Raw genomic sequence first — 23837 nt, 5'->3', positions numbered from 1 at the left:
CGGCCATTGTTCGCGCCAAACAAAGGAGGGCTGCGTGCGTACGTTCTTTCGCAACATTCGTCAGTGCGGCCCTGTTCATGCCCTGCAAGGATTTTTGCAGGGCTGACCCCGGCGAGCGCCAAGGCGCCTCTCTTTTCGGTCTGCCCTTCGTGGTGATGCCGCGCTGAACCCTGTTCGCGCGCCGGCATCGTGACAATCACCGGACTTCTTTTGCCTTTGAATGCGTACCCCGTGCAGGGGCGTCGGCGGCGGTCCGGACAGACCCGAGAATTCCCATGGCTTTGATTCATCTGCGCGCGCTCGGCGTGACCCTCGGCGCACCGCTTTTCTCCAATCTCAACCTCGCCATCGAGCCGGGTGACCGGCTCGGCATCGTCGCCGCCAATGGGCGCGGCAAGTCCACGCTGCTTCGGGCGATCGCCGGCGGCATCGAGCCGACGACCGGCGACGTCACCCGCGCCCGCGGCCTGAGCGTCGGGCATGTCGAGCAGAACGTTCCCGAAGCGCTGGCCGATGTCGCCTTCCACGACGCGGTGCTGAAGGCGCTGCCGGCCGATCAGCGCGATAGCGAAGGCTGGCGGGCGGATGTCGTGCTCGATTCGCTCGACGTGCCGGAGGCGATGCGGCGGAAGCCGCTCCGCCAATTGAGCGGCGGCTGGCAGCGCCTCGCCATGATTGCCCGCGTCTCCGTCACCGACCCGGACGTGCTTCTGCTCGACGAGCCCACCAACCACCTCGATCTCGCCCGCATCGGCCAGCTGGAAGGCTGGCTGAACGCGCAGCCGCGCGACACGACCCTGGTGATTTGCAGCCACGACCGCGCCTTTCTCGATGCGGTGACCAACCGGACCCTGTTCCTGCGGCCGGAAGCCTCGCGCGTCTTCCAGCTCCCCTACAGCCGGGCGCGGGCGGCGCTCGACGAGGTCGACGCCTCCGAGGCGAACCGCTTCGAGAAGGATATGAAGGCGGCGCAGCAATTGCGGCGCCAGGCGGCCAAGCTCAACAATATCGGCATCAACTCCGGCAGCGACCTGCTGGTCATCAAGACCAAGCAGCTCCGGCAGCGCGCCGACAGACTGGAGGAGGCGGCGCGTCCCGCGCACCAGGAGCGCTCGGCCGGCGCCATCCGCCTCGCCAATCGCGGCACCCATGCCAAGGTGCTGGTGACGCTCGACGATGCGCCCATCACCACGCCGGACGGCACGCTGCTGTTTCGGACCGGCAAGCTCTGGATCCGCCAGGGCGACCGGATCGTGCTGCTCGGGCTGAACGGCGCCGGCAAGTCGCGGCTGATCGAGCGGGTGCGGCAGGCGATCGTGGCGCCGGAAGGCGCCGACCCCGCCGTCAAGGCTACGCCGAGCCTGGTGCTCGGCTATGGCGACCAGGGCCTCTCCGATCTCGCCGATACCGACACGCCGCTCGGCGCGCTGTCCCGGCGCTTCGAGCTCGGCGATCAGCGCGGCCGCAGCCTGCTGGCGGGGGCGGGCATCGGCATCGACTGGCAGGCGAGCCCGATCGGCCGCCTCTCCGGCGGGCAGAAGGCGCGGCTCGGCATGCTGGTGCTCCGGCTGACCAATCCCAATTTCTACCTGCTCGACGAGCCGACCAACCATCTCGACATCGAGGGGCAGGAAGCGCTGGAGAGCGAACTGCTCGGCCACGAGGCGAGCTGCCTGCTGGTGTCGCATGACCGCAGCTTCGTGCGCGCCGTCGGCAACCGGTTCTGGCGGATCGAGAAGAAGAGGCTGGTCGAGGTCGAGGGGCCGGAAGGCTATTTCGCGGAGGTTGCCGCGGGATAGGGCCTTGATCTCGCAACGAATCCGGCGCCGGCGCGTTCACTTGTCAGTGAGGCTTGATGGAGGTTTCCATGCCGGACGCCAAGCGGGACACCAGGGACGCGGACCCGAAGTCGGACAAGAAGACGACCCGGAAGGTCGAGCCCATGCCGCCGGAAGGGCCGCATGCCCGTCCCGACCTGACCGATCACGAGAAGACGCCGGGAACCGGCTCGCTGCCGGATTCCGGCACCAAGGGCATCGATATCGGCCCGGGCTGAGGGAAGGGCGGGGTTGAGGTGGATCGGGCGGCCCGGCGGCCGCCCGATGCATATCGGGACTACCAGTGTCTGGACTACCAGTCGGCGCCGGTGCGGATCGCCTGCGCTTCCTCGGCCGCCTTCATCTGCGCCTGCGTGAACTGCATGGCGTGGCGGCAGAGATCGGTCGAATCGGTCCAGAGATTGCGCCAGATGCCCAAGATTCCGGAAAGCGGCTCGCCGGCGACGGCGGAAGAGAAGGATTCGAACGCGATCGGACCCTGGTAGTTCGCCTTCACCAGGCCACGGAAGATCCGCGTGAAGTCGATCGATCCGGTGCCGAGATAGCCGCGATGCGATTCGCCGGTGTGGAAATAGCCGAGATAATCGCCGGTCTCGATGATGGCGCGCTCGGCGTCCGCTTCCTCGATGTTCATGTGGTAGCAGTCGAGGTGCACCTTGACGTTCGGCATGCCGACTCGCTTGCAGAGCTCGACGCCCTGGGCTGCCGTGTTGATGACGTTGGTCTCGTAGCGGTTCACCACCTCGAGGCCGAGGGTGATGTTGCTCCTTGCCGCTTCCTCCGCGACGCGACGCAGCACCTCGACCGCGCCGGCGACGCCTTCCGTCGTGGCGGGCGTGAAGTATTTCTGGAAGCCGGAATAGAGGATGCCGGTGATGTGCGTGCCGCCGAGGTCGCGCGTCGTCGAGACGACCTTCCTCAGATGCGCCTCGCCGCGCGCCTTCTTGTCCGCGTCGCCGGAGGAGATGTCGCAGCTGTCGTCGAGGCCGAGCGACGTGGTGATGCCGATGCCGTGCTTCTCCAGCGCCTTCACCGTGAAGGGGATGTCGATCAGTGACGGGTCGAGGGCAGGGGCCTCGATATAGTCGTAGCCGAGGCCGGCGGTGCTCGCGATCGCGCGCTCGGCTTCCTCGTGGCTCCAGCCGCCGACCCAGACCTGTGCGTGAACGCCCAGTTTGTTCTTCATGGTTTCCTCCCTCTTCGGTTCAGGGCTCTTGCGGCCCTGTCTAGATTCCCTTCCGCGGCGCCGGCGGGGCGATCGAGGCCCGCGCCTGCAGCGTGCATTTGAGCTGGATATGGGCCGGCGGCGACGTGTCGCCGTCGATGCGCGCCTTGAGCCGCGACCAGATCGCCTGGCCGATTTCCTCGATCGGCTGGCGGATGGCGGTCAGCGGCGTCGCCCGCGCCCGCATCCAGGCATAGTCGTCGAAGCCGACCAGCGAGATCGATCCGGGAATGGTGATCCCGCGTTCGGCGAGCGCGGAGAGGGCGCCGAGCGTGGTGAAATTGGTGAGCGCCAGGATCGCCGTCGGCGCCGGGTTCTTGCCGAGCCATTCGGCCAGCCGGGAGGAGGCGAGCCCGAAATCGCCGCCGGTCTCGACGATGGTCGGCGGCGGCAGGCCGAGGCTCTCCGCGACCGCTCCCGCGCCGGCGCAACGCTCGCGGATGTTGGCGAGGCGCAGGATGGAGGCGGCGATCAGGATGTCGCGATGGCCGTTCTCGACGAGATGGCGCATGCCGATCGCGCCGGCGTCCTCGTTGTCGACCGATACGGTGTCGGCGGCCGGGTCGTGCGTGATGCGGTCGGCGATGACATAGGGGACGTTCGCCTTCTCGATCAGCGCGCGCGCCGGAAATTCGTCGGAGCTCGGGATGACGACCAGTCCGGCCGGGCGCCAGGCGAGCATGGCGGCGAGGCGCGACTGCTCGACCTCCGTCTCGCCGCGGGAACTGGCGACGATCAGCTCATAGCCCTGGTCGCGCAGATTGGCTTCCAGCTCCGACACGACCGCCGTGAAGAACGGATTGTCGAGATCTGGAACCAGCACGGCGATGATGCGCGCCTTGCCGGTCCGAAGCAGCGCGGCGGCGCGATCCGCCTGGTAGCCGAGCGCCTCGGCCGCCTCGCGCACGCGCTGCGCCAGCGCGGCATTGACCGGCCGGCTGCCGTTCAGGACGTTCGAGACCGTGCCCGGCGAGACGCCGGCCCGCTCGGCGACGTCGCGGATGGAGATCGGCTTTTCCGTCACGCCCGGCTCCTCGGTTGCGGCGATCCCGACTGGGAGGGTCGCAAAAACGATTTATAAAAAATCGTTTTACCGTTTCTCGTCAGGGACCGCAACGGAAGACGATAGGCGCGGAACCGCGCGACAAGATGACGGCGCTATTCCCCCATCAGGTCCAGGCTCGCCGCCCGCTCGCGCAGCATCGCCAGCAATTCGATCCGGCGGGGCTCCGGCGTATCAACCGGCAGGACGAAGCAGAGCGTCAGCGTGACGCCGCCGCGCGCGTCGCGGATCGGGGCGGCGAGGCACCAAGTGAAGCGATCGGCCAGCGCCGCGCTCTCGCTGTAGCCCTGTCGCCGCGCAAGCGCGATGTCGGCGAGGAACTCCTCCTGCGGGATGAGCCGGCCGTCCGGCAGGCGATAGTCCTCGGCCGGCACGAAGGCGCGCACGGCCTCGTCGCTCATGTGGGTGAGCAGCAGCCGGCCCGACGCGGTCCAGGGGATCGGCACCTCGACGCCGATCTGGCTGGAGATGCGGAACGGGCCGGTCGAATCCCGGCAGTCGAGCACGACATATTTGTTGCCGCGCAGGCCGCAGAGCTGCGCCGTCTCGCCGCTGTCGCCGGCCAGCCGGTCGAGCGCCTCGACGATGCGCGGATAATGCGCGTTGTGGTGGCTGTAGGCCCAGCCGAAAAGGTGCATGGCGCGGCCGAAATAGACATGGCCGTCGGCGCCGACCGTCTCCAGCATGTCCGCCTCGAGCAGGCGGTTGACGATCTCGTAGGTGGTCGAGCGCGGCGCGCCGATCCGCCGCGCGATCTCGCCGACGCGCATCGGCGCGCGATGACGCAGCAGCGCCTCGAGCAGGATGATCACCCGGTCGATGCCGCGCTTGCGCTCGCCGCCGGCGGTGGCCGCCGTCTCCTGTCGGGTGTCACTCGGATACGCGGTTTCCGTCATGTCAGGCCTGCTCGTTCATGTTTCCAGGGTCGCGCCGGAAGACGCTTGAAAGATGTTCGGACTGGGTCTAGCTTCGTATGTGTCCGATATATAAGCAAGATGTACAGTATATCGGACACTAAAGAGGGCCCGGGCGGAGAATTTGGGGCACCTGGCAGGGGAGAGCGTCGTCGTGAACGGCGCGTTGCCGGCTTGTCCTTTTTTCGGCGCATCGCGGCACAACCTTCCAGGGGAAACGTGATGAAAAAATCTTCTCTCTTTGCATCCGCAAGCATGCTGGGACTCGGCCTCCTCATGAGCGTGGCGGGCGTTTCTCAGGCCGACGCCGCGGCCAACTGCATCAAGGGCGACCGCAAGGCGCCCTACACGCTGGGCTGGGCCAACATCTATTCCGTGCCGACCTGGATGAAGCAGACCCAGGGCACGATCGAAGCCGAGGTCGAGCAGCTGAAGAAGGAAGGCCTCGTCGACAAGCTCGTCGTCACCGACGCGCAGGGCGACGCCAACGTCCAGATCCAGCAGATCCAGTCAATGATCGACGCCAATGTCGACGCCATCATCCTGATCGCCGGCTCGTCGACCGCGCCGGCCCGCGTGCTGGCCGACGCCTGCGCCAAGGGCATCGCCATCATCAATTTCGACAGTCTTGTCGACACCGATGACGTGACCGCCAAGGTCAACACCGACTCGCATCAGTGGGGCGAGCAGGCGACCAAGTTCATGATCGATTCGCTCGGCGGCAAGGGCAAGATCCTGATCCTGAACGGCCCGGCCGGCGTCTCCGTCAGCGACGATCGTCGCGCCGGCGCCAACGACCTGCTCAAGGCCAATCCGGACATCCAGGTCCTGGCCGAGACCAACACTGCCTACAACGTCGCGCCTGCCCAGGAGGCCGTCACCAGCCTCTTGTTCGCCAATCCCGAGATCGACGGCATTCTCTCCTTCGGCGGCGCGCTTTCGGCCGGCGCCGTGCTGGCGCTCGACAAGCAGGGTCGCGAGCAGGTTCCGATCACCGGCGAGAACGCCCGCCAGTTCCTCGAGCTCTGGAAGGACAAGGGCCTGAAGAGCTGGGCGACGATGCAGCCGAACTGGCTCGGCGCCTTCGCCGCCTACACCGCCGTGCAGGCGCTGGAAGGCAAGGACGTGCCGGCCTTCGTCAAGATCCCGCTGCCGGTCATCGACAATTCCAACATCGACGAGTACCTGGCCCGCGCCAAGGATTTCCCGGCCGACGGCTATATCTTCTCGCCGTATGACCGGGAACTCTTCGCCAAGCTTCTGGCCCAGAAGTAAATCGGACGATCCACGTGGCTTCGCCCGCACCCATCCTCGCCGCGCGCGGGGTGTCGAAGGCATTCTTCGGCAACCCCGTCCTGCGCTCGGTTTCCATCGAGTTGATGCCGGGGCGCGTGCATGCGCTGCTCGGCGAGAACGGCGCGGGCAAGTCCACGCTCATCAATCTGCTGTCCGGCGCGCTGCGTCCGGACAGCGGAACCATCGAGATCGACGGGCAGGCGGTCAGTCGCCACAGCCCGCCGGACGCGCGCCGGGCGGGTATCGCCGTGGTGCAGCAGGAGCTGAGCCTGACCAGCTCGCTCTCGATCGCCGAGAATATCGGCCTCGGCGCCTATCCGCGCCGCTTCGGCCTCGTCGATTATACCGCGCTGGCCGCCCGCGCCAAGGCGGCCTGCGATCTCGTCGGGCTGCACGAGCCGCTGGCGACGCCGGTCGGCGAGTTGTCGCTCGGCCGGCGCCAGATGGTCGAGATCGCCAAGGCTCTCTATCGCAAGCCCCGCGTGCTGATCCTCGACGAGCCGACCTCGTCGCTGTCGGCCACCGAGACGCGCATTCTCACGGCGCTGCTGGAGAAGCTGCGCGGCGAGGGCATCGCGATCCTCTATATCTCGCACCGGCTGGAAGAGGTGATGCAGCTCTGCCAGCACGTCACCGTGCTGAAGGACGGAACCTGCACGGCCGATCGCTCGCTCGAGGGCGTCAACGCGGCCGGCCTGGTGCGCCTGATGGTCGGTCGCGACCCCGGCGACCTTTTTCCGCGCTGGGACAGCACGCTCACCGACACCACCGCCGTGGCCGTTACCAAGTTCTCCGCCGGCGCGATGCAGGACGTCGATCTCGACGTCAAGGCGGGCGAGGTCGTCGGCATCGGCGGGCTGGTCGGCCAGGGGCAGGAAGACCTGCTGCTCGGCCTCTACGGCGCCATTCCCGCCAAGGTCGCGTCGGCCACGATCGGCGGCCAGTCCGGCCTGCCCGGAAACGTGCCGCAGGCCAATGCGCGCGGGCTCGCCTATGTGCCGGCCGACCGCAAGCGCGAGGGCCTGCATCTGATCCATCCGATTATCACCAACCTGATGCTGCCGGCCTTCGCCCGCATGCCGGCGCTGAAGCTGCGCAACCGCGCGGCCGAGCGCGAGACGGCGATGGGGCTGGCGGTCCAGTTCTCCATCAAGGGCGATCTCGGCCGTGCCGCGCAGGCGCTCTCCGGCGGCAACCAGCAGAAGGTCGCGCTGGCGAAATGGATGCCGCACGACCCGTCCGTCCTGCTCCTCAACGATCCGACGCGCGGCGTCGATGTCGAAACCAAGCGGGAAATCTATCAGATGCTTCGCGCCTTCGCGGCCTCCGGCAAGGCGGTCGTCCTGCTCAGTTCCGATACGCCGGAGCTGGTCCATCTCTGCGACCGCGTCGCCGTCGTGCGCGAGGGACGGATCGTGACCATGCTCGATCGAGGCGGCCTGAGCGAGGAGGCGATCGTCGCCGCCGCCATGGGCGCCGAGCGCGAAAGGCAAGCGGCATGAGCAATCCCTCCATCTCCGCGCCCGGACGCGGCAACGCGCTCTATCTCGCGGTCCAGGCCAAGCGCAACATCGGCGTCCGCAGCCTGTTCCTCGTCGTCCTCGCCTTCCTGATCGCCTATGGCGTGCTGTTTCCGGGCCTGTTCACGGCGGCTGGCTTCGCCAAGTTCACCCAGAGCTGGTTCCCGCTGGCGCTGGTCGCCATGGCGCAGGCGATCCTGATGCTGACAGGCGGCATCAGCCTCGCTATCGGCGCGCTGGTCAGCCTCGGCGCGGTGATCGCCGCCACGACCATGACCGGTCCGCTCGGCGTTGCCGGCGGCGCGGCTCTGGTCGGCCTCGCCGGCCTCGGCATCGGGGCGGTGACCGGGCTGATCGTCGTCAAATTGCGTCTGCCGGCGATCGTTGTGACGCTGGCCGGCTCGTTCATCATCGCGGGTGCTGCGCTGCTTGTCCTGCCGCGTCCCGGCGGGGCGATGCCGGACTGGCTCTCCAACCTGCTCGCCGGCAACACGCCGGCCGCCTTCGCCGTTCTGGTCGTCATCGTGCTTCTCTGGAAGCTCTATCTGGCGACGCCGCTCGGCCTCAGCCTCTACGCCGCCGGCGAAAATCCTGTCGGCGCCTATCGCTCCGGCGTTCCGGTCGATGCCGCGCGCATCGCGGCCTATGCGATCAGCGGCCTGCTCTGCACCGGCGCCGGCCTGTTCGTCGCGGCGCAGACCGGCTCCGGCGATCCGATCATCGGCACCTCGTTCACGCTGAACTCGATCGCGGCGGCCGTTCTCGGCGGCATCGGCTTCCTCGGCGGGCAGGGCACCATGCGCGGCGCGCTCGCCGGCAGCCTTCTGCTCAGTTTGATGATCTCCGTGATGTTCTTCCTCGGCTTCACGCCGGTCGCGCAATATGTGGCGCAGGGCCTGATCATCATCGGCGCGGTCGCCATTCCCCAATTCCGCATGAGGGCCCGATGAGCATCAGCGACGCCGGAATCCTGTCCAGGTCCCGCATCCGGGCCATCGTCACCAGCCGGCCGTTCCTGACCTTCGCCATCGTGGCGCTGGTCTGGATCGTCGCCAGCTTCGTCTCGCGCGGCTTCGGCGCCTATGGCCATCTGCGCTATCTGGTCGAGCTCGCCGCCGTCATCGGCATCGTCGCGGCGGGGCAGACTTTTGTCGTCATCGCCGGCGGCATCGATCTGTCGGTCGCGGCGATCGTCACCGTTGCTGCCGTCGGCTTGCCGCTCTTCGCCATCGACGCCGACCCGACCGGGCTGACGCCGATCCTCGCCGTGCTCGCCATGACGACGGCGATCGGCCTCGTCAACGGCCTCGGCGTGGCGCTGTTACGCGTACACCCGATGATCATGACGCTGGCGATGGCGACCTTCCTGCAGGGGCTGCTGATCATCATCGCCGGCGGCAGCGCCGTCACCGCCGCCAATCCGCTGGTGAGCTGGGTCGGCAATGCGAGGCCGTTCGGCGTGCCGGCCGGCATCCTCGTCTGGGTCGTCATCTCGGTCGTCGTGCTGGTGGTGATGCATGCGACGCCGTTCGGCGCGCGGCTGTTCGCCATGGGCGCCGGGCCGCTCGCGGCCAAGCTCTCCGGCGTGCCGATCGCGACGACGACGATGGCCGTCTACGGCATCAGCGGCTTCATGGCGGGCCTCGCCGGCATTCTCGTGCTCGGCATGAACGGCCAGGGCTATGTCGGCATCGGCGACCCGTACCTGCTTGCCTCGATTGCCGCCGTCGTATTGGGAGGCACGTCGATCCTCGGCGGGCTCGGCACCTATGCCGGCTCGATTCCCGGCGCGATCCTCTTGGTGACGATCACGGCGCTGATCACCGTCGTCAACGCGTCGCCCGGTTGGCGCAGCATTCTGTTCGGCACGCTGATCCTCGCCCTGCTGCTGCTCTCGGGCCGCGAGGCGGCGCGCCGCTAGGGCGCGTCGTTCTTTCGTCAGAGCAGCAGCTTGCGCAGCGCGGCGTCGCAGCGGTCGAGCTGCTCGATCGTGACGTACTCGTCCGGCTTGTGCGCCATGTCGATCGAGCCGGGGCCGCAGACGACGGTCGGCACGCCGAGGTCGCGCTGGAACAGGCCGCCCTCGGTGCCATAGGCGACCTTGCCATGGCCGTTGTGGCCGACGACGTTCTTCAGCCGCGTCACCAGCGGGTGCGACGGGTCGATCGCCAGCGCCGGGTAGTCGTAGATCGGCTCGAAGGTGATCGACGCCTGCGGCGCGCGGCTGCGCATTTCCGGCAGCAGCTTCGTCTCGGCGAAATCGACGATCCGCTCGAAGATCGAATCCGGGTCGACCTCGACCAGATTGCGGTATTCGAAGGTGAACGAGCAGGCGTTCGGCACGATGTTGACCGCCGTGCCGCCCGAGATCAGGCCGGTCGAGATGGTCGTGTGGACGACGTCAAAGGCCTCGTCGCGCGGACCGATGGCGAGTTCGCCGGCGAGATCGCGCAGGAAAACGATCAGCTCGGCCGCATACTCGATCGCGTTGACCGCGCGCGGCGCCAGGCTCGAATGCGCTTCCTGGCCGGTGACGTGGCAGCGATAGCCGCGCCCGCCCTTGTGGCCGACGACGACCTGCATGCTGGTCGGTTCGCCGACCAGGCAGGCGGCCGCCGCCTCGCCGCGACCCTTCAGGATGGCGATCATCTCGCGCACGCCGGTGCAGCCGACTTCCTCGTCATAGGAGAAGGCGATGTGCACGGGCCGCTCGAGCTTCGCCGCGACCAGCTCCGGCACGATCGCCAGCACGGCGGCGTCGAAGCCCTTCATGTCGCAGGCGCCGCGGCCGTAGAGGCGGCCGTCGCGCTCGGTCAGCGTGAAGGGATCGCTGGTCCAGGCCTGGCCCTCGACGGGGACGCAATCGGTGTGGCCGGAGAGGATGATGCCGCCCGGGCCGGCGGGACCGATCGTCGCCCAGAGGCTGGCCTTGCGGCCGTCCGCCGACGGGAAGATCTCGGCCGTCACGCCATGGATGGCGAGATAGGCGCGGACATGCTCGATCAGGGGGAGGTTGGAACGGGCGCTGGTGGTGTCGAAGCCCACGAGATCGGCGAGGATCTCGCGGGTGGTCTGGGTCTTGGTCATACGCTTCACTATACAGGCTGGATCGTCTCGCCTCACGCGCCGCCGCTGCCGCCGGGGCGATAGGGCGGCGGGGTCAGCAGCATGGCGGTGACGGGGGCGGGGATGCCGCCGATCGGATCCTCGCGCGACGGCATGCCGTCGATGAAGGGCAGCAACTGGTGCTTGGCGATCTCGAACACACGGCGCAGCTCGGCGACCGGGTTGCGGTGCTCGTCGACGCGCAGGTCGAGCCAGGCGAAGGATTCCTCCTTGAACACCTTGAGCGCCGCCGACTGCTTGCCGCGCTTGTCGCCGCCGGCGGCCTGGCCGGCTTCGAGGATCAGCATCAGCCGCTCGTGCAGGTCGAAACCGGCGCTGCGCTCGGCCGCTTCCGCCATGGCGTCGATCGTCGCGGCGCCGACCAGCATGTTGCCCTGCACGGTGAAGCCGTCGCCCTCGATATGGCCGGCCCAGCCAACGCAGTCGCTGCCGGTATGGGCGGCGGTGCGGCCCTCGCCGTCGACGATGCCGAGCTGGCGCACCGACTGGCCGGGATCCTCGGCGATCAGTTTGGCCAGCGCTTCCGGCGCCGACATTCCCTTGCGCAGCAATTCCAGGCCGTCGATGCCGAGATAGGGATTGACCCAGGACTGGGTGGCGATGGCGCCGACACCGGCGTCGGCGAAGATGCAGATGCCGCCGACCGCCGGCACCGCGGTCGAGACGGCGACGCCGAGCATGCCGCTGCGCGGGCAGCGGGCGGAGACGGAGAAGGTGTTCAGCTCGATCATGATCCGGATTCCAGTTCAACGGGTGCGCGGAAGCGGCGGAAGGGGTCGGGCACCGCGTCGATCAGCGCCCTCGTATAGTCGCTCTCGGGGGCGGAAAACACGCGCTCGGCCGTGCCGATCTCGATCAGCTTGCCGTGCCGCATGACGGCGACACGGTCGCTGACCTCGCGGATCACCGCCAGATTGTGGCTGACGAAGACCGAGGTCAGGCCGAGCTCGTCCTTGATCTCGCGGAAGAGCTTCAGCACCTGCGCCTGCACCGAGACGTCGAGCGCCGAGGTCGGCTCGTCGGCGAGCACGACGGCGGGGCGCAGGATGACGGCGCGGGCGATCGCGACGCGCTGGCGCTGGCCGCCGGAAAGCTGGTGCGGATAGCGGGTGATGGTCGTGGTCGGCAGGCCGACACGCTCCAGCGTCTCGCCGATCAGTCTCGCCCGCGACGCCCGGTCGCCGATGCCGTGCACTTCGAGCGGCGCGGCGAGGATCGTGCCGATGTTCTGGCGCGGGTTGAACGACGAGGCCGGGTCCTGGAAGACGGCCTGCATCTGGCGGCGCGCCTGCTTGAGATCGCGGCCGGACGCCGCCCAGACGTCGCGCCCGTCCAGCGTGATCGCGCCGGCGCTCGGGCGTATCAGGCGCAGAATCATCCGGAGCAGCGTCGACTTGCCGGAGCCCGATTCGCCGACGATGCCGAGCGTCTCGCCGCGCGCTACCGACAGCGTCACGTCGTCGACCGCGTTGACGCCGCGCACGAAGGATTTCGTCACGCCGGCGACCTGGATCACCGTGTCGCTCATGACGCCACCTTCGGAAACAGGGTCGGCGTCGAAGCCAGCAGCATCTTGGTGTAGTCCTCGCGCGGCTCGGTGAAGATGCGCTCGACCGAGCCCTGTTCGACGATCTTGCCGCGATACATCACATAGACCCAGTCGCAGAGTTCCGCGACGACGCCGAGATCATGGGTGATGAAGAGAATCGACGTTTTCTCGCGATCGCGGATTTCTTTGAGCAGCTTCAGCACCTGCGCCTGGACCGTGACGTCGAGCGCCGTGGTCGGCTCGTCGGCGATGATCAGTTCCGGCTCCAGCGCCAGGCCCATGGCGATCATGGCGCGCTGCTGCATGCCGCCGGAAAAGCCGTGCGGATAGTCCTCGACCCGCCGTTCCGGCTCGCGCACATGCACGGCGCGGAGCAGGTCGACGGCGCGGGATACGGCGGCCTTGAAGGAGAGGTTCCGGTGCAGCACCAGCGGTTCGCCGACCTGGCGGCCGATCCGCATGGTCGGGTTCAGCGCCCGCATGGCGTCCTGCGGGATGAATGAGAGGCGGTCGCCGCGCAGCTTGCGCATTTCGGCCGGCGACAGGTCGAGGATGCGGCGCGGACCAAGTTCGATCGAGCCGGAGACGACGGCGCGCTTCGGCAGCATGCGGAGCGTGGAGAGCGCCGTCATTGTCTTGCCGGAACCGGATTCGCCGATGACGCCGACGATCTCGCCGGGCCAGACATCGAGCGAGACACCGTCGACCGCCCGGAATGAGCCGCTGCGCTTCGGGAAATCGACGGTGAGGTCGCGGACCGAAAGGGTCGGGCGCCCATTTTCGAGAGCGCGGGAGCGGATGTCCATGTCGGTCACTCCCTCATATGCGGATCGGTGACGTCGCGCAGACCGTCGCCGAGCAGGTTGAAGCCGAGCACGCAGATGAACATCGCCATGCCGGGAACGATCGACAGCCACGGCGCCTGGGCCATGAAGCCGCGGCCCGTGCTCAGCATGTTGCCCCAGGAGGGGTCGGGCGGCTGCGCGCCGAGGCCCAGGAAGGAGAGGGCGGATTCGAGCAGAACAGCATAGGCGAAGGCGACGGCCGCCTCGACCATCAGCGGCGCCATGATGTTGGGCAGGATCTCGCGGAAGATGATGCGCGCGTCGCTCATGCCGATCGAGCGGGCCGCCTCGATGTATTGCTGGCGCAGCACCGCCTGCGTCGAAGCGCGGGCGAGCCGCGAGAAGCCCGGGATGAAGACGATGCCGATCGCGATCATCGCGTTCAGCACGCTGGTGCCGAGGCTCGCCATCAGCACGACGGCGAGCAGGATGGCGGGGAAGGAGAATAGGAGGTCCATCGCCCGCATCAGGACCTGCTCGACGATGCCGCCGAAATAGGCCGCCGTCATGCCGATCAGCGTGCCGCCGACGAGGCCGACGGTGACGGCAAGCAGCGCTACCTGCATCGAGACGCGGGCGGCGAAGATGGCGCGCGAGAGCACGTCGCGGCCGAGCTCGTCTGTGCCGAGCCAATGGCCCGCACTCGGCGGCTGCAGCATCTTGGTGACGTCGAGCTCGAGCGGCGAATAGGGGGTGATCCACGGCGCGAAGATCGCGGCGAAGAGCACTACCCCGACGAGAAGGCCGCCGAGGAGCACCAGCCGCCAGCGGCGGAAATCGAAACCGGCTGCAGCTGACATCACGAGCTCCTCGCCTTGACCTGGCGCGGATCGAGCAGGCTGGCGATCAGGTCGACCAGGAGGTTCAGCGTCAGCACGAACAGGGTGATGGCGAGCGCGCCGGCGAGCAGCACCGGATAGTCGCGGTTGATGATGCCGACCAGCACGAAGGAGCCGACGCCCGGCAAGAGGAAGATGTCCTCGATGACGACGACGCTGCCGAACAGGAAGCCGAACTCGACGGCGGCAACGTTCAGATAGGGGATGAAGGCGTTGCGCATCGAATGGCGGAACACGATGGTCCGGCTGCTGGCGCCCTTGGCCTCGGCGGTGCGGACATAGTCGGTCGACAGCACTTCGAGCATCGAGGCGCGCATGATGCGGATGAGCAGCGCCGACGAGACGATGCCAAGTGACAGCGCCGGCATGATCATCTGCTTCAGGTTCATCACCGGGTTGACGGTGAACGGCGTGAAGCCGCCGGGCGGCAGCCAGCGCAGCGTCAGCGTGAAGACGAGCACCAGCAGCGTCGCCAGCCAGAAATTCGGGATCGCGCCCAGGATGGTGGCGAGGAAGGTGATCGAGCGGTCGGCGCCCTTCTGGTGCCGGCGCGCCGCCCAGGCGCCGAGCGGGATGGCGATCAGATTGGCGATGATGAATGCGAAGGTCGCAAGCTCCAGCGTCACCGGCAGGCGCTTCAGCAACTCCGGCCCGACGGCGACGCCGTTCTGGAACGAGGTGCCGAAATCGCCGCGCAGCGTCCGGCCGAGCCATTCGGCGTACTGGACGACCAACGGCCGGTCGAGGCCGTGCTGCGCCTCGAAGCGCTGGATGGCCTGGGCGGTGGCATGAATGCCGAGCGCGGATTTGGCGGCGGATCCGGGCAGGACGTTGATTGTGACGAACAGCACGACGGACGCCGCGAACAGCGTCAGCACGAAGCCGGCGAGCCTGGTCAGAACGAGCCTGATCATGGAGGGGGAGCGACCTGAAAAAGAGGAAGCCCGCCGTCGGGACGAAGGCCGACGGCGGGCTCAGGAAACGATCAGGGAGCCAGCCAGGCGTCCTTGATGGTCTTGAGGAAACCGGTGCGCATCGGCTTGTAGTTCTTCAGCTGGTCGGTATGGGCCGTGAGGATCCACGCATTGACCAGCGGCACGATTGGCATCTCTTCGAGCGACAGCTCCTGCTGGCGCTTGTAGGACGCTTTGCGCGCCTCGAGCGTCGTGCCGGACTTGGCCTCGGCGAGGATCGCCGTCATGCCGTCCGAGCAGCTTTTCTGGACGTTGATGCCGGTGTTGCAGGAATAGTTGCTGGTGACGAAATCGTCGGGATCGGCCAGCGGGCTGACCCAGTACATCGTCGTCATGTCGAACTGGCTCGGACCCCAGACCTCGTCCCAGTAGCGCGGGATTTCCATGGTCGAGATCTTGGCCTTGATGCCGACGGCGGCGAGGTTCGCCTGGATGATCGGCGCCATGGCGACCATGGCCGGGAAGGACGAGGCCATGGTGAGCGAGGTCTCGAAGCCGTCCGGGAAGCCGGCCTCCGCGAGCAGCGCCTTGGCCTTCTCCGGGTTGGCGGCCGGCGTGAACTCCTTCAGGTCTGCATAGGCCCAGTTCCACTCCGGGATGACGCCGCCGAGGATCGGCGTCGCCTGGCCGAAGAAGGTGCCGGCGGTGATCGCCTGGCGGTCGATCGCATGCGCGATGGCCTGGCGAACCTTCGGATTGTCGAGCGGGGCCGTGGTGTTGTTCGGCAGCAGCCAGTAGTAGCGCGAGCCTTCCAGCGTCTGGCCGGTGAGGCCGGGGGTGGCGGAGATCGTCGCCCAGTCCTTGGCCGGAATCTCGTTCGAGAAGTTCACCGTACCGGAGATCAGCGCGTTGGTCAGCGCCGTGACGTCGGCGATCAGGTGCATCTCGATCGCGTCGAAATACGGCTTGCCCTCTTCGTAGAAGTCGGCGTTGCGCTCGAAATTGATCATCGAGCGCGGTGTGTAGGAGACGAACTTGAACGGACCGCTGCCGACCGGCTGCGAGTTCAGGTCATGCCCACTTTCGACCAGCTTCTTCGGCACGATCGAGGAGCCCGGGAAGGCCATGTAGATCAGGAACGGGCCGGTCGGCTTGGACAGGTTGAAGCGGACGGTGAGCGGATCGACGACGTCGATCGATTCGATCGTCTCGACCTGCGAGGCGTACGAATAGCCGCTGTCGGGCGCGCGCAGGCGGTCGAAGGTGAACTTGACGTCCTCGGCCGTGACCGGGTCGCCATTGTGGAATTTCACCCCTTCGCGCAGCTTGAAGGTGTAGGTCTTGCCGTCCTCGGAGACCTCGTAGCCGGTGGCGAGGTCGGGATAGGGCTGGGCGTCGGGATCGAGCGACATCAGCGTCGAATAGATCTGCTCGATGACGACATGCGACATGCCGCTCGGTCCGCGCGCCGGATCGAAGCCGGCCGGATCGGCCGAGAAGGCGAGCTTCAGCACGCCGCCGCGCACCGGCTCCTCGGCGAATGCCGGAGCCATGCCGAGCGGCATCCCGACGGCCATCACGGCCGCCGCCGCGACGCCGGCCTTCAGAAGGAAACGACGGCTTACCGTCGCGCGCCGATGATGTGTCATGTCGGATCGATCTCCCTGCAATCGAACGCTTTCCGCGATGTGGTTCCATTCGCGGATTGGCTTCCGCGCCCCCTCGGCACGGTTGACCAAAAAATTGAATGCACTTGAATGTCAGGAAAGTCATGCCGGGGGTCAAGGGCAATTTCTGATCATGCCCAGTCAAAATCTGAGCAAGCGGACGCTGTTTTCGAGGCGTTGCATGCGGTACAAGTTCATTCAACCTCGGTTCAGGTGTGAACTCGGCAATGCGTGAATTGGACAAGGCCATGGCTGCCGGCGACGACGTGGAGACACCGTCGCTTGGAGCGCAGCTGCGCCATCTTCGCCGGCTCAAGGGATTGCGGCTGAAGGATCTCGCCGCCGAGCTCGGCTGCTCGGAAAGCATGCTCTCGAAGGTCGAGAACGACCGCGCCGATCCGTCGCTGCATCTGCTGCATCGGCTTGCCGAGGCGCTCGGGACGCCGGTGCAGGCGCTGTTCAGCGATACGCCGAAGGCGCCGCTCACCGTCTATCGCAGCGGCGAGCGTCCGGTCCTCCAGCTCGAGCGCCGCGACTCCGGCCCGCCGCTCGCCAGCTTCGAGCGGATGATCCCCTATGCCGAGGGCCGGACCCTCAACGCCAACATCCATGTCGTGCCGCCGGGCGGTGGATCGAACGGCATCCTCCGCCATGTCGGCGAGGAGGTCGGCTACGTTATCGAGGGCACGATCGAGCTCGTGGTCGACGGCCATGCCGTGGTGATCGGGGCCGGTAGCTCGTTCTTCTTCCAGTCGTCGCTGCCGCACAGCTACAGCAATATCGGCACGGTCGTCGCCCGCATCGTCTGGGTCAACTCGCCGCCTTACTGAGGCCGTCGCGGGCGAAACAGGCGGATCTCCAAGATGTCCGAAATTTAACCGCGCGGACATCTGGGCTCCCGGCCGTGGCGGCGGGTCTGCCGCCGCGGTGGACGCACCGCCTAACGCACTGCAAAGGCTGGCTTATTCAAGGTTGCATCGGGTGCGGTGCCCTGTCCGGGCCGGCCTGTCCCCGTCGATCCCCGCCGATCCGCGTGCCCCCGCCGGGCGCGTGGAATTGCCATGTCGCGACGGCGCCCCACTTCAGTTTCAGGCTGGTGTCGCCTCCTGCCCGGTATGGGCTGAACGACTCTGGCGGAGTTGGAGGAAAATCATGAAGACAAAACTCGCACTCGCAACCGCTTCGGCCTTGGCCCTCTTCGCGTTGACGGCTGGCGCTCCGGCGTCGGCGGCCTCGACGCATGGCCTGAGCTGCAAGGCGGGCACGCAGGCGACGCGGGTGATGGAGAAGGGCAAGCATGTGTGGCGCTGCGAGACGCCCACCCATCACAACCTCACGCCGTCGAGCGGAACCATGGCGCCCAAGGGAACCATGGCGCCTAGCAAGGGCACGAGCTACTAGATCGATAGCGTCGAGTAGACTTGTCAGAATTCGCGGGACGGCGAGCGTCGCGGGCCGTCCCGCCCGTCTGTCCGCTCACCGGCCGTCGTAGCGGGCGAGGCCGAGATCGTCGGAACGGATGTCCGGTGTCCTGCCGTCGATCAGGTCGGCGAGCAGCCGGCCCGAGCCGCAGGCCATGGTCCAGCCGAGCGTGCCGTGTCCGGTATTCAGATAGAGATTGCCGTAGCCCGTCGCGCCGATCACCGGCGTGCCGTCCGGCGTCATCGGCCGCAAGCCGCACCAGAAGCTCGCCTTTGACTGGTCGCCGGCGCCGCCGAACAGATCCTCGACCGAATAGACCAGCGTGGCTTTCCGCGAGGGCGGCAGGTCGCGGTTGAAGCCGGCGATCTCCGCCATGCCGCCGACGCGGATGCGATCGCCGAGGCGGGTGATGGCGATCTTGTAGGTCTCGTCCATGACGGTCGAGACCGGCGCGCGCGTCTCGTCGACGATCGGCACCGTGATCGAATAGCCCTTGACCGGATAGACCGGCACGCGGAGGTCGAGCGGCTTCAGGAGGCGCGGCGTGAAGCTGCCCATCGCCGCGACGAAGACGTCGCTGGCGAGCTCGCCGGCCGAGGTCTCGACGGCGACGACCCGCTTGCCCTCGGTGCGGAGGCCGAGAATGTCGACGCCATAGCAGAAGACGACGCCGAGCGCCTCGGCCCGCCGCGCCAGCTCGTTGGTGAACTTGAAGCAGTCGCCGGTCTCGTCATGCGGCAGCCGGAGGCCGCCGACGATCTTGTCGCGGACATGCGCGAGGCCCGGTTCGGCGCCGACGCAGCCGGCCGGGTCCAGCACTTCGAAGGGCACACCGTCGCTTTTCAGAACGTCGACGTCCTTGCCGATGCCGTCCAGCTGCTTCTGCGTCCGGAACAGCTGCAGCGTGCCCTGGGCGCGCCCATCATATTGGATGCCGGTCTCGTCGCGCAGCGCGATCAGACAGTCGCGCGAATATTCGGCGAGCCGCACCATCCGGCTCTTGTTGGTGGCGTAGCGGGCGGACGTGCAATTGCCGAGCATGGCGATCACCCAGCGCCAGGTATCGGCGTCGAGCATCGGCTGGATGATCAGCGGGGCGTATTTCATGAACACCCATTTCACCGCCTTCTGGGGAATGCCGGGGGCGGCCCAGGGCGAGGAATAGCCGGGCGAGATCTCGCCGGCATTGGCGAAGCTGGTTTCCAGCGCCGGGCCGGGCTGGCGGTCCACCACCGTCACCTGATGACCGGCCTTCGCGAGATAATAGGCGGAGGTCACGCCGATGACGCCCGCGCCGAGAATGGTGACTTTCATGGCTTTCCTTGCCCACGCGCCGGCGGCGCCCGGTGCCGATTGTCATCGGCCTGCCGGCGACCGTCCCGGCGTCGCCCCATCGATCCCTCCATCATATTGCGCCGTCGTGCGAACGTCTGATCTATTCGCGCAAGTTCCTGCGATCCGTGGGCAACCAGCGCAATCTTCCATGCCGCCCCTGAAAGAAAATTCATGTCCAGCCTCGATGCCATCGACCGCAACATCATCCGGCTGCTCCGCCTCGACGCGCGGATGAGCAATGCCAAGCTGGCGGAGGAGGTTGGCCTGTCGCCCTCCGCCTGCCTGCGGCGGGTCAACATCCTGGAGCAGACCGGCGTCATCCGGGGCTATACGGCGCTGGTGAGCAGCGGCGTCGCCGGGGAGGGGATCGCCGTCATCGTGCAGATCACGCTCGAGCGCCAGACCGAGGACTATCTGAACCGCTTCGAGGCGGCGGTGCGCAAGCATCCCGAGATCCGCGAGTGCTATCTGATGACCGGCGGCTCGGATTATTTTCTGCGGGTCGAGGTCGAGACCGCGGCGAGCTTCGAGCGGGTGCACAAGGAGATTCTGTCGGCGCTCCCCGGCGTCGCCCGCATCCATTCGAGCTTCGCCATCCGCAACGTGCTGTCGACGCGGCGCCCGGCGTAGAATCGGGAGCGTGTGATGCCGACGATTCGCGCGGACGGGCCGCATGAGACCAAAAAGAACCCGTCCGCGAGGGGACGGGTTCGATAGGTCTCGATCCGTGGATCGATCAGCGCTGACCGCCCTTCGGCATGTCGCCCTTCTTCTGCTGGGAACCCTGCTGTGGGGTCTTTTCGGTCGTCTGGGCCTGCTGGCGCTGCCCGGACTGTTCGCCGCCCTTCTTGCCCATTTCAGAGGCTCGTTTCGGGTCGTTGGCGAAGTTTCCGGATCCGCCGCGGTGCTCTTTGTTGGGCATGTCGCTCACTCCAATGAACCCCGTCCGGCTTGAAAACCCCCTTCCGCGCCAATCGTTCCGAACTTTGCCGCATAACAGGGTGTCTCAGGCCGAAATCTCAGGATTCTGGCCCCCTCGTGTTGACAAGGCAGGGCCTCGCTGCCTATGGTCCGGCCGAATTTTCGAGCGGGCGCCTTGGGCGCTCGTTTCGTTCCCAGAACCCTTTCGCGAGCGTCGCGCCATGAAGATCAAGAACTCGCTCAAGTCCCTGCTCGGGCGTCACCGCGCCAACCGGCTCGTCCGCCGGAAGGGCCGTGTTTTCATCATCAACAAGGTCAATCCGCGCTACAAGGCCCGTCAGGGCTAATGTCTGGGCGTGCCATGGCACGCCTTGCGGATTTGGTTTTGACGATGCCCGTTTGGCGGCTATGATGGCCTCCATGCGGGCATTTGTCGTTTCTCTCGTTGCGTTGGCCGCTCTGGTTTCGCCGTCTCTCGCGTCGACGAGCGACCGGCCCGATATCGTCGTGGGCGGGGATCTCGCCAACCAGAGCATCGATCAATTGTTCGAGACGCTCGGCAAGCCGGGCGACGAGACCGCCGGCTCCACCGCCGAGGCGGAGATCCAGCGGCGCTGGCTCAAGTCTGGCAGCGACACGATCGATCTCCTGATGCAGTGGGCGGCCGAGGCGATCGCGACCAAGGACTATGCGCGCGCCTATGACTTCCTTGATGCCGTCATCGCGCTGAAGCCCGATTTCGCCGAGGGCTGGAACCGGCGCGCGACCCTCTTCTTCCTGCAGGACGAATACGGCAAGGCCCTCTCGGACATCGAGAAGGTGCTGGCGCTGGAGCCGCGCCACTTCGGGGCGCTGGCGGGTCTCGGCATGATCCTGAACGAGATCGACCGCAAGAAGGAGGCGCTCGCCGCCCTCCGCAAGGCGCTCACCATCGATCCCTATCTCGACGACCAGGTGCGCGACGCGATCAAGACGCTGGAGCCCGAGGTCGAGGGCCGGCAGATCTAGCCGCATACTGGCGCAGAGCGCCCAGGAACGCCCCAGAGCGCCGGAGCGCGCCTAAGAACGCCAAGGAATCGCGAACGCGCGAGATCGCGGCCTCGCGGGGCGGCAGACGTACTTTCAGAACGGGATTTTTTTGGGGGACGCGGCGGCGGCGCTGGTGCGCGGCTGGCGGCAGGCAGGCCGCTGAGGAGCCGCCTGGGGCCGCCCCTCCCGAAGGAGGGGCGGGATAGTCGTGGGGTCCGGCAGGGGCGCTTGCGCGGCCTGCCGAGGCCGCCTAGCGGCGGCCTTCCTCCGTGCTGGCGCCGACGAAGGCGATGCGCAGCATGTTGGTGGCGCCCGGCGTGCGCAGCGGCACGCCGGCGGTGATGATGATCCGGTCGCCGGGCTTCGCGAATTCCTCGCGATTGGCGATGAAGGACGCACGGTTCACCATGTCGTCGAGATTGTAGGCGTCGTCGCTGACCACGCAGTGCAGGCCCCAGACGACCGACAGGCGCCGGGCCGTCGAGACGATCGGCGACAGGGCGATGATCGGCGTCTGCGGCCGTTCGCGCGCCGCGCGAAGGCCGGTCGAGCCGGATGCCGTGTAGCAGCAGATCGCCGCGAGGTTCAGCGTCTCGGCGATCTGCCGGGCCGCCGCCGAGATCGCATCGGCGCCGGTTGCTTCCGGCTCGGTGCGCTGGGCATGCATGATGTTCTTGTGGTTCGAATCGAGCTCCACCTGGGTGGCGATCCGGTCCATCGTCGCGACGGCCTCGATCGGGAACGCGCCGGCGGCGGATTCGGCCGACAGCATGATCGCGTCCGCGCCCTCGTAGACCGCGGTGGCGACGTCCGACACCTCGGCGCGGGTCGGGACCGGCGCCGTGATCATCGATTCGAGCATCTGGGTCGCGACGACCACCGGCTTGCCGGCGCGGCGGCAGGCGCGGGTGATCTGCTTCTGGATGCCCGGAACCTGCTCGAGCGGCATCTCGACGCCGAGATCGCCGCGGGCGACCATGAGGGCGTCGGAGATCTCGATGATCTCCGCGAGGCGCTGCACGGCCTGCGGCTTCTCGATCTTCGACATGATGCCGGCGCGGCCGGCGGCGATCTTGCGCACTTCGGCGACGTCGTCCGGACGCTGCACGAAGGAAAGCGCGATCCAGTCGACATTGGCCTGGAGGGCCGCATCGAGATCGGCGCGATCCTTCTCGGTCAGCGCGCCGGTCTTGATCGTCGAATCGGGAACGCTGACGCCCTTGCGGTCCGAAAGCTTGACGCCGACTTCCACGGTGGTCAGCGCGCTCTTGCCGTCGGCCGAGATGACGCGGAGGCGAACCTTGCCGTCGTCGATCAGCAGGCGATGGCCGGGCTCGAGGACCTCGAGGATTTCCGGATGCGGCAGGAAGACGCGGCCGGTGGTGCCGGGCGTCGGATCGCTGTCGAGCACGAAATTCTGCCCGACGGTGATCTCGACCGCCTTGTCGGCGAACGTGCCGAGGCGAAGCTTGGGACCCTGAAGATCGGCAAGGATGCCGATCGGACGGCCGACATCGGCTTCCACGGTGCGAATGATGCGGACCAGCTCGTTGAGCTTGTCGTGCGCCGTGTGGCTCATATTGATGCGGAAGACGTCGGCGCCGGCCCGGAACAGGGCTTCAATCGTCGCCTTGTCGGAGGATGCTGGGCCCAGGGTCGCGAGAATTTTGACCTTACGCGACCGTCTCATTTTCGATTAGCTCCTTGCTGGGCAGGTTCATTGAGCTGGATCGTCCAGCTGGTTTGTTCGCCGGTGTCGACTTCGAAGAAACCGGACCGATTAAAGCCTCGCGGCACGCAATCTTCCGTGCCCTCGATCGTAAACATTTTGTCTTTGGTGCACATCACGTATTTGCCGCTCCACTCGCCGCCGTGATCGTAGTCGACCGCATAGACGTAATAGTATCGTGACACGAGCGTGCCGCTGACCAGCGTCTCGCAGCTATTGACCGGCACGTTCCACCAACCTTCGGTGGTCCAGACTTTCTTGTCCTTGTAGCCGATGGCGATGCCGACGCGGCTGGGCGTCTTGTTGCAGAGGCGAAGGTCTGCGGAGGCGGGCTCCGCGAACAGGAACAGAGAGGCAAAAGCGAGCGCAAGGGCCAATAGGGCCGGCCGCGGCCAATGTCGAAGCAGGGATGATCGCATCGATAGGGTCGCGAACCGGTTGACGTAGGAGGCAGCTTTATGCCGTCGCCGCTTTCCGGCTGTCAACCGTCGCTGCTCTGGTGCAGCAGGGGGCGCGGCCGGCTCGTTGCGCGGGCGGGCCGCAGGTTTCATTCCGATGAATCGCATGAGCCTGATGTTCAAAACAAACGCGGCGGCATGATGGCT

At 67.0% G+C, this 23837-nt stretch carries 25 protein-coding genes; 11 read left to right on the top strand and 14 right to left on the bottom strand.

Annotated elements, in window-relative coordinates; translation table 11 throughout:
* Window positions 1-275 precede the first annotated feature (275 nt).
* Both K32_RS17995 and K32_RS17990 read left to right on the top strand, forming a co-directional pair.
* On the top strand, window positions 276-1799 hold the full coding sequence (locus K32_RS17995) for an ABC-F family ATP-binding cassette domain-containing protein (RefSeq protein ID WP_201400835.1): 1524 nt from the start codon (window positions 276-278) through the stop codon (window positions 1797-1799).
* A 68-nt stretch (window positions 1800-1867) separates the two neighbouring features.
* Window positions 1868-2056 (top strand): hypothetical protein, encoded by a 189-nt coding sequence (locus tag K32_RS17990; RefSeq protein WP_201404665.1) that lies wholly within the window; start codon window positions 1868-1870, stop codon window positions 2054-2056.
* Between the two features lie 74 nt (window positions 2057-2130).
* On the opposite strand, the gene K32_RS17985 is transcribed toward K32_RS17990, so the two are convergent.
* From K32_RS17985 to K32_RS17975, 3 genes are all read right to left on the bottom strand, one after another.
* Window positions 2131-3024, bottom strand: coding sequence for a sugar phosphate isomerase/epimerase (locus tag K32_RS17985; protein WP_201400834.1), 894 nt, complete (start codon window positions 3022-3024; stop codon window positions 2131-2133).
* A gap of 40 nt (window positions 3025-3064) precedes the next feature.
* Complete coding sequence (locus K32_RS17980; RefSeq protein ID WP_201400833.1) at window positions 3065-4087, bottom strand: LacI family DNA-binding transcriptional regulator; 1023 nt, start codon at window positions 4085-4087, stop codon at window positions 3065-3067.
* Between the two features lie 134 nt (window positions 4088-4221).
* Complete coding sequence (locus K32_RS17975) at window positions 4222-5022, bottom strand: IclR family transcriptional regulator (protein ID WP_201400832.1); 801 nt, start codon at window positions 5020-5022, stop codon at window positions 4222-4224.
* 273 nt (window positions 5023-5295) lie between these two features.
* On the opposite strand from K32_RS17975, the gene K32_RS17970 reads away from it, so the two are divergent.
* From K32_RS17970 to K32_RS17955, 4 genes are read left to right on the top strand one after another with little or no spacing between them, the layout of a single operon-like run.
* Window positions 5296-6315: an ABC transporter substrate-binding protein gene (locus tag K32_RS17970; RefSeq protein WP_244669584.1), complete on the top strand. Its 1020-nt coding sequence runs from the start codon at window positions 5296-5298 to the stop codon at window positions 6313-6315.
* A gap of 14 nt (window positions 6316-6329) precedes the next feature.
* Complete coding sequence (locus K32_RS17965) at window positions 6330-7838, top strand: sugar ABC transporter ATP-binding protein (protein WP_201400830.1); 1509 nt, start codon at window positions 6330-6332, stop codon at window positions 7836-7838.
* Window positions 7835-8806 carry an ABC transporter permease gene (locus K32_RS17960; RefSeq protein ID WP_201400829.1) on the top strand — a complete coding sequence of 324 codons (972 nt, stop codon included), beginning with the start codon at window positions 7835-7837 and terminating at the stop codon, window positions 8804-8806. Before K32_RS17965 ends, K32_RS17960 begins: the two co-directional genes overlap by 4 nt.
* Entirely contained in the window at window positions 8803-9777 is a 975-nt protein-coding gene (locus tag K32_RS17955; RefSeq protein ID WP_201400828.1) for an ABC transporter permease, read from the top strand. The genes K32_RS17960 and K32_RS17955 overlap by 4 nt, the downstream gene beginning before the upstream one ends.
* Window positions 9778-9794: 17 nt before the next feature.
* Here K32_RS17955 and argE read toward each other — a convergent pair whose 3' ends face one another.
* The 7 genes from argE to K32_RS17920 all read right to left on the bottom strand — a co-directional run bounded on the left by argE (window position 9795) and on the right by K32_RS17920 (window position 16778).
* A complete protein-coding gene (gene argE, locus K32_RS17950) occupies window positions 9795-10943 on the bottom strand; it encodes an acetylornithine deacetylase (RefSeq protein ID WP_201400827.1) in 1149 nt (382 codons plus the stop codon).
* Window positions 10944-10975: 32 nt separating this feature from the next.
* On the bottom strand, window positions 10976-11713 hold the full coding sequence (locus tag K32_RS17945; RefSeq protein ID WP_201400826.1) for a DUF1028 domain-containing protein: 738 nt from the start codon (window positions 11711-11713) through the stop codon (window positions 10976-10978).
* Window positions 11710-12510, bottom strand: coding sequence for an ATP-binding cassette domain-containing protein (locus K32_RS17940; RefSeq protein ID WP_201400825.1), 801 nt, complete (start codon window positions 12508-12510; stop codon window positions 11710-11712). Before K32_RS17940 ends, K32_RS17945 begins: the two co-directional genes overlap by 4 nt.
* Complete coding sequence (locus K32_RS17935; RefSeq protein ID WP_201400824.1) at window positions 12507-13337, bottom strand: ABC transporter ATP-binding protein; 831 nt, start codon at window positions 13335-13337, stop codon at window positions 12507-12509. Before K32_RS17935 ends, K32_RS17940 begins: the two co-directional genes overlap by 4 nt.
* 5 nt (window positions 13338-13342) lie before the next feature.
* Window positions 13343-14176, bottom strand: coding sequence for an ABC transporter permease (locus K32_RS17930; protein WP_201400823.1), 834 nt, complete (start codon window positions 14174-14176; stop codon window positions 13343-13345).
* Window positions 14176-15129: an ABC transporter permease gene (locus K32_RS17925; RefSeq protein WP_201400822.1), complete on the bottom strand. Its 954-nt coding sequence runs from the start codon at window positions 15127-15129 to the stop codon at window positions 14176-14178. Before K32_RS17925 ends, K32_RS17930 begins: the two co-directional genes overlap by 1 nt.
* A gap of 71 nt (window positions 15130-15200) precedes the next feature.
* Window positions 15201-16778 (bottom strand): ABC transporter substrate-binding protein, encoded by a 1578-nt coding sequence (locus K32_RS17920; protein ID WP_201400821.1) that lies wholly within the window; start codon window positions 16776-16778, stop codon window positions 15201-15203.
* A 266-nt stretch (window positions 16779-17044) separates the two neighbouring features.
* Here K32_RS17920 and K32_RS17915 point away from each other — a divergent pair, with 266 nt between their 5' ends.
* Together K32_RS17915 and K32_RS17910 are read left to right on the top strand one after the other, a co-directional pair.
* A complete protein-coding gene (locus K32_RS17915) occupies window positions 17045-17626 on the top strand; it encodes a cupin domain-containing protein (protein WP_201400820.1) in 582 nt (193 codons plus the stop codon).
* Window positions 17627-17948: 322 nt separating this feature from the next.
* Window positions 17949-18197, top strand: coding sequence for a hypothetical protein (locus K32_RS17910; RefSeq protein ID WP_201400819.1), 249 nt, complete (start codon window positions 17949-17951; stop codon window positions 18195-18197).
* 75 nt (window positions 18198-18272) lie between these two features.
* Here K32_RS17910 and K32_RS17905 read toward each other — a convergent pair whose 3' ends face one another.
* Entirely contained in the window at window positions 18273-19532 is a 1260-nt protein-coding gene (locus K32_RS17905) for a D-amino acid dehydrogenase (RefSeq protein ID WP_201400818.1), read from the bottom strand.
* Between the two features lie 192 nt (window positions 19533-19724).
* Between K32_RS17905 and K32_RS17900 the strand changes: the two genes are divergently transcribed.
* Complete coding sequence (locus K32_RS17900; protein WP_201400817.1) at window positions 19725-20183, top strand: Lrp/AsnC family transcriptional regulator; 459 nt, start codon at window positions 19725-19727, stop codon at window positions 20181-20183.
* A 106-nt stretch (window positions 20184-20289) separates the two neighbouring features.
* Here the strand turns inward: K32_RS17900 and K32_RS25095 are convergent, their stop codons facing one another.
* Complete coding sequence (locus tag K32_RS25095; RefSeq protein WP_201404552.1) at window positions 20290-20475, bottom strand: KGG domain-containing protein; 186 nt, start codon at window positions 20473-20475, stop codon at window positions 20290-20292.
* Window positions 20476-20695: 220 nt separating this feature from the next.
* Between K32_RS25095 and ykgO the strand changes: the two genes are divergently transcribed.
* Window positions 20696-20821, top strand: a complete 126-nt coding sequence (gene ykgO / locus K32_RS17890; protein WP_018181353.1) for a type B 50S ribosomal protein L36 — start codon at window positions 20696-20698, stop codon at window positions 20819-20821.
* A gap of 160 nt (window positions 20822-20981) precedes the next feature.
* Complete coding sequence (locus K32_RS17885) at window positions 20982-21482, top strand: hypothetical protein (RefSeq protein WP_201400816.1); 501 nt, start codon at window positions 20982-20984, stop codon at window positions 21480-21482.
* A gap of 271 nt (window positions 21483-21753) precedes the next feature.
* On the opposite strand, the gene pyk is transcribed toward K32_RS17885, so the two are convergent.
* Window positions 21754-23193, bottom strand: a complete 1440-nt coding sequence (gene pyk, locus K32_RS17880; protein WP_201400815.1) for a pyruvate kinase — start codon at window positions 23191-23193, stop codon at window positions 21754-21756.
* Window positions 23190-23783, bottom strand: coding sequence for a DUF1036 domain-containing protein (locus K32_RS17875; RefSeq protein ID WP_201400814.1), 594 nt, complete (start codon window positions 23781-23783; stop codon window positions 23190-23192). The genes pyk and K32_RS17875 overlap by 4 nt, the downstream gene beginning before the upstream one ends.
* Window positions 23784-23837: the final 54 nt, after the last annotated feature.

This window comes from Kaistia sp. 32K (genome assembly GCF_016629525.1).
Taxonomy (GTDB): Bacteria; Pseudomonadota; Alphaproteobacteria; order Rhizobiales; family Kaistiaceae; genus Kaistia.
The sequence above is the reverse complement of the archived record's forward strand: the minus strand, read 5'-3'. Positions and strand labels throughout refer to the sequence as shown.

Excerpts from the sequence above, each read along its gene's own strand:
- K32_RS17995 (WP_201400835.1), top strand. The coding sequence starts at position 276 with ATGGCTTTGATTCATCTGCGCGCGCTCGGCGTGACCCTCGGCGCACCG.
- K32_RS17990 (WP_201404665.1), top strand. The coding sequence starts at position 1,868 with ATGCCGGACGCCAAGCGGGACACCAGGGACGCGGACCCGAAGTCGGAC.
- K32_RS17985 (WP_201400834.1), bottom strand. The coding sequence starts at position 3,024 with ATGAAGAACAAACTGGGCGTTCACGCACAGGTCTGGGTCGGCGGCTGG.
- K32_RS17975 (WP_201400832.1), bottom strand. The coding sequence starts at position 5,022 with ATGACGGAAACCGCGTATCCGAGTGACACCCGACAGGAGACGGCGGCC.
- K32_RS17970 (WP_244669584.1), top strand. The coding sequence starts at position 5,296 with ATGCTGGGACTCGGCCTCCTCATGAGCGTGGCGGGCGTTTCTCAGGCC.
- K32_RS17960 (WP_201400829.1), top strand. The coding sequence starts at position 7,835 with ATGAGCAATCCCTCCATCTCCGCGCCCGGACGCGGCAACGCGCTCTAT.
- K32_RS17955 (WP_201400828.1), top strand. The coding sequence starts at position 8,803 with ATGAGCATCAGCGACGCCGGAATCCTGTCCAGGTCCCGCATCCGGGCC.
- argE (WP_201400827.1), bottom strand. The coding sequence starts at position 10,943 with ATGACCAAGACCCAGACCACCCGCGAGATCCTCGCCGATCTCGTGGGC.
- K32_RS17945 (WP_201400826.1), bottom strand. The coding sequence starts at position 11,713 with ATGATCGAGCTGAACACCTTCTCCGTCTCCGCCCGCTGCCCGCGCAGC.
- K32_RS17940 (WP_201400825.1), bottom strand. The coding sequence starts at position 12,510 with ATGAGCGACACGGTGATCCAGGTCGCCGGCGTGACGAAATCCTTCGTG.
- K32_RS17935 (WP_201400824.1), bottom strand. The coding sequence starts at position 13,337 with ATGGACATCCGCTCCCGCGCTCTCGAAAATGGGCGCCCGACCCTTTCG.
- K32_RS17930 (WP_201400823.1), bottom strand. The coding sequence starts at position 14,176 with ATGTCAGCTGCAGCCGGTTTCGATTTCCGCCGCTGGCGGCTGGTGCTC.
- K32_RS17925 (WP_201400822.1), bottom strand. The coding sequence starts at position 15,129 with ATGATCAGGCTCGTTCTGACCAGGCTCGCCGGCTTCGTGCTGACGCTG.
- K32_RS17920 (WP_201400821.1), bottom strand. The coding sequence starts at position 16,778 with ATGACACATCATCGGCGCGCGACGGTAAGCCGTCGTTTCCTTCTGAAG.
- K32_RS17915 (WP_201400820.1), top strand. The coding sequence starts at position 17,045 with ATGGCTGCCGGCGACGACGTGGAGACACCGTCGCTTGGAGCGCAGCTG.
- K32_RS17910 (WP_201400819.1), top strand. The coding sequence starts at position 17,949 with ATGAAGACAAAACTCGCACTCGCAACCGCTTCGGCCTTGGCCCTCTTC.
- K32_RS17905 (WP_201400818.1), bottom strand. The coding sequence starts at position 19,532 with ATGAAAGTCACCATTCTCGGCGCGGGCGTCATCGGCGTGACCTCCGCC.
- K32_RS17900 (WP_201400817.1), top strand. The coding sequence starts at position 19,725 with ATGTCCAGCCTCGATGCCATCGACCGCAACATCATCCGGCTGCTCCGC.
- K32_RS25095 (WP_201404552.1), bottom strand. The coding sequence starts at position 20,475 with ATGCCCAACAAAGAGCACCGCGGCGGATCCGGAAACTTCGCCAACGAC.
- ykgO (WP_018181353.1), top strand. The coding sequence starts at position 20,696 with ATGAAGATCAAGAACTCGCTCAAGTCCCTGCTCGGGCGTCACCGCGCC.
- pyk (WP_201400815.1), bottom strand. The coding sequence starts at position 23,193 with ATGAGACGGTCGCGTAAGGTCAAAATTCTCGCGACCCTGGGCCCAGCA.
- K32_RS17875 (WP_201400814.1), bottom strand. The coding sequence starts at position 23,783 with ATGAAACCTGCGGCCCGCCCGCGCAACGAGCCGGCCGCGCCCCCTGCT.